This window comes from Roseovarius sp. MMSF_3359, from assembly GCF_030733385.1.
Classification (GTDB): domain Bacteria; phylum Pseudomonadota; class Alphaproteobacteria; order Rhodobacterales; family Rhodobacteraceae; genus Roseovarius.
In genome coordinates, this window is sequence record NZ_JASHJC010000001.1 from 441,617 (window position 1) to 453,555 (window position 11,939).

General features: G+C 58.2%; 14 protein-coding genes. 8 read left to right on the top strand and 6 right to left on the bottom strand.

The window, feature by feature from the left end; all coding sequences use genetic code 11:
* Positions 1-59 precede the first annotated feature (59 nt).
* Together RBB29_RS02260 and RBB29_RS02265 are read right to left on the bottom strand one after the other, a co-directional pair.
* Positions 60-551, bottom strand: a complete 492-nt coding sequence (locus RBB29_RS02260) for a type VI secretion system tube protein Hcp (protein WP_306116113.1) — start codon at positions 549-551, stop codon at positions 60-62.
* Between the two features lie 317 nt (positions 552-868).
* Positions 869-2,020, bottom strand: coding sequence for a hypothetical protein (locus RBB29_RS02265; protein ID WP_306116114.1), 1,152 nt, complete (start codon positions 2,018-2,020; stop codon positions 869-871).
* A 97-nt stretch (positions 2,021-2,117) separates the two neighbouring features.
* Here RBB29_RS02265 and lepA point away from each other — a divergent pair, with 97 nt between their 5' ends.
* The 3 genes from lepA (at position 2,118) to RBB29_RS02280 (ending at position 5,385) form a co-directional block, all read left to right on the top strand.
* Positions 2,118-3,917 carry a translation elongation factor 4 gene (lepA, locus tag RBB29_RS02270; RefSeq protein ID WP_306116115.1) on the top strand — a complete coding sequence of 600 codons (1,800 nt, stop codon included), beginning with the start codon at positions 2,118-2,120 and terminating at the stop codon, positions 3,915-3,917.
* A 188-nt stretch (positions 3,918-4,105) separates the two neighbouring features.
* Positions 4,106-4,921, top strand: a complete 816-nt coding sequence (locus tag RBB29_RS02275) for an NYN domain-containing protein (RefSeq protein WP_306121098.1) — start codon at positions 4,106-4,108, stop codon at positions 4,919-4,921.
* A 221-nt stretch (positions 4,922-5,142) separates the two neighbouring features.
* Positions 5,143-5,385: a hypothetical protein gene (locus RBB29_RS02280; protein WP_306116117.1), complete on the top strand. Its 243-nt coding sequence runs from the start codon at positions 5,143-5,145 to the stop codon at positions 5,383-5,385.
* A gap of 8 nt (positions 5,386-5,393) precedes the next feature.
* Here RBB29_RS02280 and RBB29_RS02285 read toward each other — a convergent pair whose 3' ends face one another.
* A complete protein-coding gene (locus tag RBB29_RS02285) occupies positions 5,394-5,555 on the bottom strand; it encodes a hypothetical protein (RefSeq protein ID WP_306116118.1) in 162 nt (53 codons plus the stop codon).
* A gap of 71 nt (positions 5,556-5,626) precedes the next feature.
* Positions 5,627-5,779 (bottom strand): hypothetical protein, encoded by a 153-nt coding sequence (locus tag RBB29_RS02290; protein ID WP_306116119.1) that lies wholly within the window; start codon positions 5,777-5,779, stop codon positions 5,627-5,629.
* Positions 5,780-6,216: 437 nt separating this feature from the next.
* Here RBB29_RS02290 and RBB29_RS02295 point away from each other — a divergent pair, with 437 nt between their 5' ends.
* Both RBB29_RS02295 and RBB29_RS22260 read left to right on the top strand, forming a co-directional pair.
* A complete protein-coding gene (locus RBB29_RS02295) occupies positions 6,217-6,393 on the top strand; it encodes a hypothetical protein (RefSeq protein WP_306116120.1) in 177 nt (58 codons plus the stop codon).
* A 925-nt stretch (positions 6,394-7,318) separates the two neighbouring features.
* Complete coding sequence (locus RBB29_RS22260) at positions 7,319-7,609, top strand: hypothetical protein (protein ID WP_371931400.1); 291 nt, start codon at positions 7,319-7,321, stop codon at positions 7,607-7,609.
* A gap of 12 nt (positions 7,610-7,621) precedes the next feature.
* Here the strand turns inward: RBB29_RS22260 and RBB29_RS02305 are convergent, their stop codons facing one another.
* Positions 7,622-8,377, bottom strand: a complete 756-nt coding sequence (locus tag RBB29_RS02305) for an alpha/beta fold hydrolase (protein ID WP_306116122.1) — start codon at positions 8,375-8,377, stop codon at positions 7,622-7,624.
* Positions 8,378-8,466: 89 nt separating this feature from the next.
* Between RBB29_RS02305 and RBB29_RS02310 the strand changes: the two genes are divergently transcribed.
* Positions 8,467-8,841, top strand: coding sequence for a hypothetical protein (locus tag RBB29_RS02310; protein ID WP_306116123.1), 375 nt, complete (start codon positions 8,467-8,469; stop codon positions 8,839-8,841).
* Positions 8,842-8,936: 95 nt separating this feature from the next.
* Here the strand turns inward: RBB29_RS02310 and glyA are convergent, their stop codons facing one another.
* Positions 8,937-10,220 carry a serine hydroxymethyltransferase gene (gene glyA / locus RBB29_RS02315; protein WP_306116124.1) on the bottom strand — a complete coding sequence of 428 codons (1,284 nt, stop codon included), beginning with the start codon at positions 10,218-10,220 and terminating at the stop codon, positions 8,937-8,939.
* Between the two features lie 174 nt (positions 10,221-10,394).
* On the opposite strand from glyA, the gene RBB29_RS02320 reads away from it, so the two are divergent.
* Complete coding sequence (locus RBB29_RS02320) at positions 10,395-11,156, top strand: NAD kinase (protein WP_306116125.1); 762 nt, start codon at positions 10,395-10,397, stop codon at positions 11,154-11,156.
* Positions 11,157-11,525: 369 nt separating this feature from the next.
* Complete coding sequence (locus tag RBB29_RS22265) at positions 11,526-11,903, top strand: CsbD family protein (protein ID WP_371931401.1); 378 nt, start codon at positions 11,526-11,528, stop codon at positions 11,901-11,903.
* Positions 11,904-11,939: the final 36 nt, after the last annotated feature.

Consider the following 11,939-nt stretch of genomic DNA (forward strand, 5'->3'; position numbering starts at 1 on the left):
ATCAGAGATAAATCTGACGTTTACGCGATTATTTTCGGACGACGGCCCGTTGGCGTGTGTCAGGCCCCGGCGGCCACGTCATACTCGATCTCGTGTTCATCGCCTGCGGAATGATCCTCCGCCTGCACCGTGTATTTGACCGCGACCTGCTCAAAGGTGATCGATACCCGTTCGCTGATCGTGGTCAGCGGATCATCCACGCCGTCATTGAAGAGACCATAGGCTGAGATCGCGCAATTGGTCAGGGTGATGACCAGATAGTCGAGATGCACGTCGCCACTGTCTTTCCGGACGCTGAGGACGATTTCGTCAAAGCTCTTGCCCTGCATGGCGGCCAGCGCGAGATAGGGCGAACTGGCATCATAGAACTTGTGCACCTCCAGCGGCGAAACAATCGCCCGCTGCCGCGTCCGCCCGCTCCCGGGGCGCGCCGCCTTGGCCTTCTGCGCCACGCCCCACTCGATGCCGTGAATGTCGATCTCATCCTCATGCCCCGCCCGCTTGCTCTCTCCCGCAATGTCCGGAACTTTCAAAAAACCAGTGATCGGCATAACCGTCCCTCCAAATGAATTTCAACTATGGGAGGAGTGTAGCACAGCCCATTGCCCCCGCGAAGCCGCGACTTCCCTGAACGAAATGCCTGACACGCAAGCCGAATGTCCAACCCGCGCGGTGTCAAGGCCGCAGGCCGCCGCGCGATCGCCAGACCGCCCGCAAGGGCTGGCGATTTCTGAGGTTAGCATTTTCATTTGAGGCCAAAATGACTTGGCAAAGATAAAATGCCACGAACTGATGTTGGCCCGCCATCCCGCGGTCTGGCAATCGCGCGGCTCTCGCAATCGTCGTAGGATGGGGTTCAATTCATTCTTCACCCCGGCGGCAATGTCTTGACGAAATTCCAGATCGCCCTGGCGACCGACTGAATGCTTTCGTTCTGGGCGGCGGTCGTGGCAGCAAGTGCCGCTACTGTAACTTTCGTGCCGGTCTTGCCGAGTTCCTTTGCGGACTCCTTGATCACGATATCCGCCACCGACCCGCAATATTTCCCGATGCGCACGGAGACATCCCACAATGCCTGCGCAATCTGCCTGAGCTTGCCCGGCGACGGTTCCGGTTTGGCAATCTCGGCCTCAAGCTCGACGAGCTCATCCCAGATCAGCTTAATCTCGTTGCCAGCGGCCTTTGCTTCATCTTCGATTGCCACAGGCGGCTGATTGTGGAGCCGATCGGCATTCGCCTCGAGTGTCGCGGAGGACCTTAGCTGCTTCTTGAGCCTCGCAATCTCCCGCTCAAGTGTATAATGCGCTCTGATCCTTTCAATCTCTTCGGATACCGCCTCCGGTCCGACCTCCCAGATCGGATCAGCGATCAGCGCAACACGCCGCTGGAGCTCCCAATCCATTGGATTACCATCAACAAAACCCTGATACCATTCACGCCAGAATGGCCAGTTGGATCCGCTTTCAAGCAATCTGATGCTGGATTTCAGATAGGTGGCTAGCCAATCCGGTTCTTCCGGTTCATGCCAAACCGGGATTTTAAGCAGTGATGTGAACGGAATTTCTGCATCTGAATATGCGGCTGTGCGAGTCACCTGGGCAGATTTTTCTCTGGTGGCATTATTCTCAAGTCGGGTAACGTTAAGGGTGGCATCAATCGAGTATTCTACAGCAAAATTGGCTTCTGCAATGCGGCTACTAGAAGTAGAAGAGGCAGCAGTCACAGCGGATATGGTCGCCATGCCCGCTTCGTGTGAAGCATCTGCACCCTGATCCGCAGCGTTCTCAGCAGCCTTGGAGGCGAGGGAAATCGCACGAGATTTCAAAACTGAAGCTACGCCAGCGGTAAGCAACGCCCTGGCGATCAATAATGCAACGCGTTCGTTCTCTGCCCCTACTTTGTACGTGTGAATGGCAATCGGAAAGACTCGCAATGCAGCGCGAACAGCGATCAATAAGCAGGTCTCATGTGGCTGCTCCTCTAGCCACTCACTAAACTCTTCCGGCGTTTCAATTGGCAAAACTTTTCTTTCATAAGCCTAGGGCTAGGGTATCCACTGCGCCCACCAGTTCAACCCACCTTGACCAACCCGCATTTCCCCTACATATCCCCAATCCATGACAGACCTCTCTCACATCCGCAATTTCTCCATCGTCGCCCATATCGACCACGGGAAATCCACGCTGGCCGACCGCCTGATCCAATCCACCAATACGGTGGCGGATCGGGACATGAAAGAGCAGTTGCTCGATAGTATGGATATCGAGCGGGAACGGGGCATCACGATCAAGGCCAACACCGTGCGGATCGACTACCAGGCCGAGGATGGTGAGACCTACGTGCTCAACCTCATCGACACGCCCGGCCATGTGGACTTCGCCTACGAGGTCAGCCGGTCGATGCGCGCGGTCGAGGGCTCGCTGCTCGTCGTGGACAGCACGCAAGGGGTCGAGGCGCAGACGCTGGCGAACGTGTATCAGGCCATCGACGCCGACCACGAAATCGTGCCGGTGCTGAACAAGATCGACCTGCCCGCCTCCGATTGCGACCGGGTGGCCGAACAGATCGAGGACGTGATCGGCATCGATGCCACCGGCGCCATCCAGGTCAGCGCCAAGACCGGCGTCGGCATCCGCGAAACGCTCGAGGCCATCGTACGCGATTTGCCCGCGCCTAAGGGCGACCGCGATGCGCCCTTGAAAGCCATGCTGGTCGATAGCTGGTACGACGCCTATCTCGGCGTGATCGTCCTGGTCCGCATCATGGACGGCGTGTTGAAAAAGGGCGACCGGGTCAAGATGATGTCGAACGGGTCGGTCCACCATGTCGACCGTATCGGCGTCTTCAAACCGGAACGCGCGGATATTGCCGAGCTTGGCCCCGGTGAAATCGGCTTTCTAACCGCCTCGATCAAACAAGTCCGCGACACCCGCGTCGGCGACACGATCACCCATGAGAAAAAGGGTACGACCGAGGCGCTGCCGGGCTTCAAACCTTCGCAGCCCGTCGTCTTCTGCGGCCTCTTCCCCGTGGACAGCGCCGAATTCGAAGACCTCCGCGATGCGATCGACAAACTGGCGCTGAACGACGCGAGCTTTTCCTTTGAAATGGAAACCTCCGCCGCGCTTGGCTTCGGCTTCCGCTGTGGCTTCCTCGGGCTTTTGCACCTTGAGGTCATCCGCGACCGGATCGAGCGCGAATACGATATCGAGCTCATCACTACCGCGCCGTCGGTCGTCTATCACGTCTACATGCGCGACGGCTCGCAGATCGAACTGCACAACCCCGCCGACATGCCCGACCTGACACATGTGGACCATTTGGAGGAGCCGCGCATCAAGGCCACGATCCTGGTCCCCGACGAGTACCTGGGCGATGTGCTGAAACTCTGCCAGGAACGCCGCGGGATACAGCTCGACCTGACCTATGCCGGCAGCCGCGCGATGACGGTTTATGACCTGCCGCTGAACGAGGTCGTGTTCGACTTCTACGACCGCCTGAAATCGGTCACCAAGGGGTACGCCAGCTTTGACTACCAGATGACCGGGTATCGCGAGGATAACCTCGTGAAGATGTCGGTGCTGGTGAACGAAGAGCCCGTCGATGCGCTGAGCATGATGGTCCACCGCGACCGGGCCGAAACCCGTGGGCGCGCGATGGTCGAAAAGCTCAAAGACCTCATCCCCCGCCACATGTTCAAAATCCCGATCCAGGCGGCCATCGGCGGCAAGGTCATCGCCCGCGAGACCCTATCGGCCATGCGCAAGGACGTAACCGCGAAATGCTACGGCGGCGACGCCACCCGGAAGAAGAAACTGCTCGAGAAGCAGAAGGCGGGGAAAAAGAAGATGCGCCAGTTCGGGAAGGTCGACATCCCGCAAGAGGCGTTTATCTCCGCCCTAAAAATGGACAGCTAAGCTGGCCATTTTTAGGGTGCGTGCGGGAAAGCGATTGGCGAAGCCAATTGCGGCCGCTCCCGGTTGCGTTGATACTGCATGCTATCGAAGATGGATGAGCGATGGCTAAGTCGTCTAGTATTGTACGGCCAATAGTACGGGGGATTACTCGTCCAATAATATCGCGAACCAAAGAAAAGTCAGAAAACTTGACAAAAATAATCATGATAGACGGCGCTTTTTTCGAGCGTCTTTGTAGTGAATACTCAAAAGAGGTTGGTTTCGATATCTTCGCAGATATCGGTTGGCATGCCCTCAAAGGCGATGCGCGTCGGGTCTTTTACTACGACGCTTTACCTGCAAAAAAAGCCAAACAGAGTGAGGCTGAATACAAAACAGAGTTAGAAAACAAAAAGGCGGAATTGAACACGATTCGTACTCAGGAAGGCTATCATGTTAGAGATGGCATCAGCAGATTCCGCCTTAGGGATGGTACCCGTGTGCAAAAAGGTGTTGATATTTTGCTGGCGACAGACGCAATGCAATTTGCACTTAACGGAATAGCGGATGAGATAGAGCTTTACGCCTCAGACGTCGATTTTTTCCCAGTATTTGAAGCGCTTCAAAACACTAATTGCCGAGGTGTTCTTCGCTACCAGATAGGCAAAACAAACGACGAGATTATTTTTGCCGCTGATAAGGCTAAACCAATTCGAGCCACCGAATTGCTTAGAATGTGTTCTTCACTCACTGCGCGCGGTATGGCTAACTTTAACTGGTCTCGTGCAGCGGCGGTAACAGGTTTAGAACTGTTAAGAGAAAGGGGATACCACGGTAGCGAAATCGTAATAACGTACCACAATAGTCCAAAAAAATTTCGGACCTATCGAGTTACAGATAACGACATACAATGTGTTGCCGTCGGCAACCTACTATTGGCAGTTGATTCCGCCATGGACCAGTCTGCTGATGTTGATTATTCAAAACTGGCTCAGATGAAAAAAGTTCTTAAGAAGCACATGTAAGGTTGGTGGTATTCACGCGTCGCCCTCTCGCCCCCGCACCAGGCCCAAAAACTCACCCGCACCCGCCAGGAACCGTCCCCCGGACGGTTTGCCTAGCCGCCCTCGCACCGGCGCGCACCTGTTGAGCGGACAATCGCCTCAAGTGTCGGCGCCTAGCGGGATCGCTGCGGATTTTGTCCCGCCATGCTACCATTCCAGACATTCAAAAGGAGGATTACGCCATGAAAAGACTTTCACTCAGCCTTGCTTTCATCCTGACCGCCGGGGCGGCCTTTGCGTTCCAGTGTCCGGCGGATATGGGCAAGATCGACGCCGCGCTTGAGGCAGGTACGTCGCTGTCTGACGCGGAGCTGGCCGAGGTCAAGGCGCTGCGCGATGAGGGCGAGCGGTTGCATGGTTCTGGCGATCATCAGGCCTCGGTCGATGCGCTCGCCAAGGCCAAGGATATGCTTGGGCTGGAGTAAATCGGCGATCAGAAAATCCCGTCGCCGCCGTTTTCTTCCTCGATTGCTTTGTCCGTCAGGATGACGCCCGTGGCCCCCACGGCCGCCGCGCCAACAACGGCGGGAGCGCAGGCGGTGATGCTCAGGCTTCCGGTCAGCAGGGTTAGGGCGATCCACAGTTTCGATGTCATGTCAGCTCTCCTCGGCCTCTTGGGCCATCATTCTCGGGCGGGGGTGGCCCTGCTCCAATCGTTGTTGGGCCTCAGAAGAGGCCTTCGTCGCCGTCTTTCTCGGCCAGGTCATCGGCCACCACCACGGCGGCGGCGCCGGCCCCGGCAATCACCACCGGCGCGCAGGCCTGAAGCCCGACCGTCCCGACAATCACGCCCATGGCGATCCAGAATTTCGTTTTCATGGCAGCTCTCCTCACTCTCATAACGCAGTCGTCCGGCGGTTTTCGCCCGCCTTGTTGCCCCTTCGCCGCGGCCTGTTTCCTGCGAAAGGTGGCTTTCCTTAACACATCTCCCGCGTCAGCCGAAGCCCGATTTGGTATGATTGTGGACGTTTCCCACAATAATTTCCGACGCGGGACAGCCGTCCAAGCCGCGTCATATTCCGGCCACATTTGGGCGAAAACCCCGGCCCTTGTCCCGCGACAGGTGAAAACGGGCAGGACCCAAAAACAAAGGATGCCGGGCTAATCTATTGTTCCAAATATATAAATCAGCCTGCGCGCGGCCCCATCATTTCGCGCGGGGAAACAAACAGTTTCTAACAAATCTATTCATTTTGCCGCAATTTCGACACAAAATGCGAAGGCTGTAAACTTACTGGTATGGGAACGTAACGAGTATGAATGTTGACTATGTATCAGTCGCGCGAGAGCGTCGACTGGCGGCGTTGAAAGTGTTGAAGCGCCGCCAACCCGCATTGCCCGGACTGGCGAAGGCCAAAATGGCACCGCATCCGGATGACGCGAAGATCGCCCCGTTTCGTGAGCGCATCATCTATCAGCTGCAGGCGCGCTGAGAGCGGCGGCGAATCGTCAGAAGGCGATTGATGCGAAATTGAGCCTGTCGCGCCGGTGTTGGGCCGGTGTGACGTCACAGGGATGACCGACAATGGGGGGAGGTCGGGTTTTTCGACGTCCGGCGGTGGCAAGAAATCACCACTCACGTAACACTGCCGAAACAAATCGGAAAACCCACTTATCCACAGGGATTTCCCCAATTAATCCAATATCTTATCCCCAAGAAATTTCATCTCGGGGGTAATTTTTTCTTGCGTGACAAGGGTGTTGCGGCGAACCTCAAGTCATCGCAACGGTTTTCATTAACCAGCGCGGTACGCGACGACCCCTCGGGGTCTTGGCACTGGGAAACGGGCCTTCGGGTTATCGGCCCAGCGTCGGGGTCCAAGGGAGATCAGGCAGGATTTTGAGCCCTTCGGGGTTCTGGATTTCGCCGGATTGACCTGGGTCAGAGCACGCCAATCCGGCCTTCGGGTTCGGTGCGGCACCGCCGGTCCATGTCTTCGGAGATGGAATGGCATTGCCGATCTGCGCCCTCGGGCGTGGTGACGCGCCGCCGATCTTTGTTTTCGAACAGGGTGAGGCAGTGGTGGGCCTTCGGGTTCATCGCAGCACGGGCTGCCGCCCTTCGGGGTTGGTATGTTCGGGTAGGCGTCAGGGTGTGGCTTCGGCCGCAATGCGAGGACCGCGTCTGAGCACCTGGCGCCTTATCCGATTCCGGCGAAGCATCTTCGACAGGGATGGAAAACGAAAACGGGGTCCGCCTGCCTTTGGCAAACCGGACCCCGCCGTCAGTTGATGCGACCGCGTCTATGCACCTGTGGGTCAAGACCTACACCCAGTGACCGATCAGATCAACAATATGTCGCGGTGCAGCATCATTTTTCCGCTAGATTGGCCGCGAACCTCTAATGATTGTGGCGCATGGGGCACATCAATCCGGGGCGTCTGATCCATATCAAGGCATCGTTCCCGAACCTGCCGCAAGGTGGCGCCGAAATGCGCAACCACGAGCATCTCATGAGGTTCATCATGTTTCGCCTTGCCCTGATCTTGCATCTCTTCATCGGCTCCACCCTCGCCGGGACCGCCATTATCGCGGCGCTTGTCACGGGCAATGACGGGTGGATGGCCATCACCTTTGCTGCCGCTCTCGGCTTCCTTGGCGGGTTCCCTGTCAGTTGGCTCGTGGCGCGGCGGTTGTGGCGGGAATAGCCGGTTCGTTCATCACCCCAGCCAGGCGCGGATTGCCGCTTCGAATTCACGGGGTTTCTGCGCGTGAAGCCAGTGTTCTGCGCCCGGTATCTTGGCAAACTGGGCCTTGGGGAAGAGGCGTTTGATGCCCGGTCGGTGGTCGGACTGCACATAATCCGACAACGCGCCTGAAAGGAATAGCGTCGGTCCATCGAAACGGCTCGTCATGTCCGGGAAAGACATGATCCCGGGCATTTCCCGTGCCAAGGTGTCCAGGTTCAGGATCCAGCGCCGGTTCTTCACGTCGAGGGATTGAAGGAAGAAAGAGATCAATTGCGGGTCATCGACATGTGGCTCCAGTTGCTCTGTCGCGTCGGAGCGTTTTTCGATGCGCTCCAGGTCCACGGATTTCATCGCATCGATAAAGGGCATCTGCGTGTGGGTGTAGGTCACCGGCGCGATATCCGCGACGATCAGCCGGTTCACCAGCGCCGGTTGCCGCAAAGCCAGCACCATGGCCGCCTTGCCCCCCATCGAATGGCCCATCACATCGAACGGACCTTCGAGGTGGTCGATGACTTCGGCCAGGTCCTGGGCAAGTTCCTCATAGGAATGCGTGTCGGTCCAGTCGCTTTGGCCGTGGTTGCGCATGTCGACCGCGACGACCTGCCGGGTGTCCGACAGGCGCTTGGCGATCACGCCCCAATTGCGGCCCGACCCATAAAGGCCGTGGGCAATCAAAAGGCCGGGCTGCTCCGTCGGGGTGCCATTTAAAATCATGTTCAACATGGGAAAGGTGATACAAGGCGGCCGGGCCGAGGGCCAGCCCCATTGAGCTCTGGCACCCGGCGCTCTAAGCTCGACATCGGGGGAAAGAGATGACCGAATTGGCGACATTACAAACCCGCGTGGCGAAGCTCGAAGAGCAGTTGCAGGCCAGGCTTGGGGTCCGCGGAAAAAACCTGCAAAAGCGACTGGCCCGGGCGGGTCGGCGCCTGCCACGCCGCGTCCGGCGGGCTGGGCAGGTCATCACCCGGGCGGAGGAGATGGCCGCGCACCCCAAATTGGCACGGTTGCGGGATGACAGGGCGCTGGATGCGGCGTTCCGGGAGGTCTCGGCCTATCTGCGCACGGTCGATCCAGTGGATCGCCGCAAGGGGATTATCCTGGGCATTCTGGGAAGCGCGGTCTTTAACCTCATCCTGCTGCTGGCCGCCATCCTTTTGCTGATGAGATGGCAGGGCTTTATCTGAGGCGCCAACCCGGTGCGGCGCGATAAGACCAGGATGGCCAATGAAAAACCCGCGCAGCCGGGGCCGCGCGGGTGTCTTTCGATCCTCAGGCCGGATCAGAGGTTCGGGTAAAGCGGGAAGCGTGCGCACATCTCCGCCACTTCGCCACGGACCTTCTCCTCGACCGCGCCGTTGCCGTCGGGACCATTGGCGGCCAGACCGTCGACCACTTCAACGATCCAGTCGGCGATCTGACGGAACTCGGCTTCCTTGAAGCCGCGTGTCGTGCCTGCAGGAGTGCCGAGGCGAATGCCCGATGTCACGGTCGGCTTTTCCGGGTCAAACGGGATGCCGTTCTTGTTGGTGGTGATATGGGCGCGGCCCAGGGCGGCATCGGTGATGTTGCCGGTCACCTTCTTGGGGCGCAGATCGACCAGCATGACATGGGTGTCGGTGCCGCCGGTCACGATGTCGAGGCCGCCCTTGATCAGTTGATCGGCCAGAGCTTCGGCATTGGCGCGGACCTGCTTCATGTAGGTCTTGAATTCGGGGCGCAGTGCCTCGCCAAAGGCCACGGCCTTGGCGGCGATGACATGCATGAGCGGGCCGCCCTGAATGCCGGGGAAAATGGCCGAATTGACCTTCTTGGCGATAGTCTCATCATTGGTCACGATCATCCCGCCGCGCGGGCCGCGCAGGGTCTTGTGGGTGGTCGTGGTTGCCACATGCGCGTGCGGGAAGGGTGAGGGATGCTCGCCCGCGGCAACGAGACCGGCAAAGTGGGCCATGTCAACATGCAGGTAGGCGCCAACGCTGTCGGCAATCTCACGCATCTTGGCAAAGTCGATCTGACGCGGGATGGCGGAGCCACCAGCGATGATCATCTTGGGCTGATGTTCGTTGGCCAGTTCCTGTACCTGGTCGTAGTCCAGCAGGTTATCCTGCTTGCGAACACCATATTGCACGGCATTGAACCACTTGCCCGACTGGTTCGGTGCGGCGCCATGGGTCAGGTGACCGCCCGCGTCGAGGCTCATGCCCAAGATCGTGTCGCCGGGTTGCAGCAGCGCCTGGAACACACCCTGGTTGGCCTGGCTGCCGGAATTGGGCTGCACGTTGGCAAATTCGCACCCGAAAAGTTGCTTGGCACGGTCGATGGCCAGGTTTTCGGCGACGTCCACGTATTGGCACCCGCCATAATACCGACGCCCCGGATAGCCTTCGGCGTATTTGTTGGTCATCACGCTGCCCTGGGCTTCCATGACAGCGGCGGACACGATGTTTTCGCTCGCGATCAGTTCGATCTCATCGCGCTGGCGGCCAAGCTCGTCGGTGATCGAGCCATAGAGTTCGGGGTCGCGCGAGGCGAGGGATTCAGTGAAAAATCCAGAATCAGACATGGGCGTAAGCTCCGAAATGGGTTGCAGTTGCGGGATTTCCTATAGGAAACATGGTGAGGTTGTAAGTCTATAAAGCGACATTTCCACCCGCAGGTCCGTCAACACTGGTACAGCAGGGCAACTTGTGGTTCGATCGGAACCACTCGATGCGCTTTGGAAACAGGAACGCCCGACATGACCAGCAAGATCGCGTTTGTCGCAAGCGACGTTGCCTCAGCGCGCAAAGCGCATGACGTTTTGGCCAAACGATACGGTAATGTGCCCGAGGAAGAGGCCGAAGTGATCGTGGCGCTTGGCGGGGACGGCTTGATGCTGCAGACGCTGCACCGGACGCAAGGCCTGAACGCGCCGGTCTATGGCATGAATCGCGGCACGGTTGGTTTCCTGATGAACACCTACAGCAAGGATGACCTGCCCGAGCGCCTGAATGCGGCGATCGAAGAGGTCATCAACCCGCTGGCGATGACCGCAAAAAGCGTCGATGGCACGATGCACGAGGCGCTGGCGATCAACGAGGTGTCGCTGCTGCGCGGCGGACCGCAAGCGGCCAAGTTGCGGATCACCATCGACGGGCATCTGCGTCTTGACGAGTTGGTCTGCGACGGGGCGCTCCTGGCGACACCGGCCGGATCGACCGCCTATAACTACAGCGCCCATGGCCCGATCCTGCCGATCGGATCAGATGTCCTGGCCTTGACGGCGGTGGCGGCGTTCCGGCCCCGGCGGTGGCGCGGGGCGCTTTTGCCCAAGACGGCGACCGTGCGGTTTGACGTCATCAATCCCAAGAAACGGCCCGTGATGGCCGACGCGGACAGCCGGTCGGTCCGGCAGGTGCTTTGGGTCGAGATCAGATCCGAGCCGAGCATCGCGCATCGGATCCTGTTCGACCCGGGCCACGGCCTGGAAGAGCGCCTTATCCGCGAGCAGTTCGTCTAAGCCCGAAAAAACTTGATTTTTAAAGAATCGTTTCAGGTCAAATGGATACGGTCTTGTTATCCAATAACAATCATTTGTTATTGCCTGTCTGTGGGCTTCGCAGGCAATTTGCCGCCACCCGATACGTGTTGAATAAAAGACTACGCATCAAAAAACTGGGTGGGGAAATGCGCCGGAATAATAACGTGAAGGCCGTGATGTTATCAGTGCTGATTTTGGCAAGTTCGGTCGTCCCTTCTGATGCAAACCACAGCCATGGTATTGTGTTCGAGTTCCTACAGCGTACGGCTGCGAGTTTGTCCCAGAGTATCCTGCATGGGGTGCACGACCTTTTCACGCCGTAGTCGCGTTTTCTAGTAGATCGGGCAGATGCCCCCGCGCTTCCGTCAGGCGCGGGGGCTTTTTCATTGCCCTGCCGCATATGCGCGGCCGCTGTCGGCATCTTTTGCGGAACAATCTGCGTTCTCCACCGTTGATTTGACACAAGCAAGCGCGGATGCCGGCCACCCCGTCAGCCGCGGTCATATGCAGAGAAAAGAGAGAGAGTTCATGAATTGGGATACGATCGAAGGCAACTGGAAAGAATTCACCGGCGCGGCCAAGGCGAAGTGGGGCGAGCTGACCGATGACGAAATACAGGAGGCCGAAGGAAACCGGGAACGGTTGGTCGGTTTGCTGCAACAGAAATACGGAATGGCCAAGGATGAAGCCGAACGCGAACTGGATTCGTTTGCGAAAACCTTCTGAGGCACCGGGTGTGGGGTCAGGGTGGCGCAGTCGATG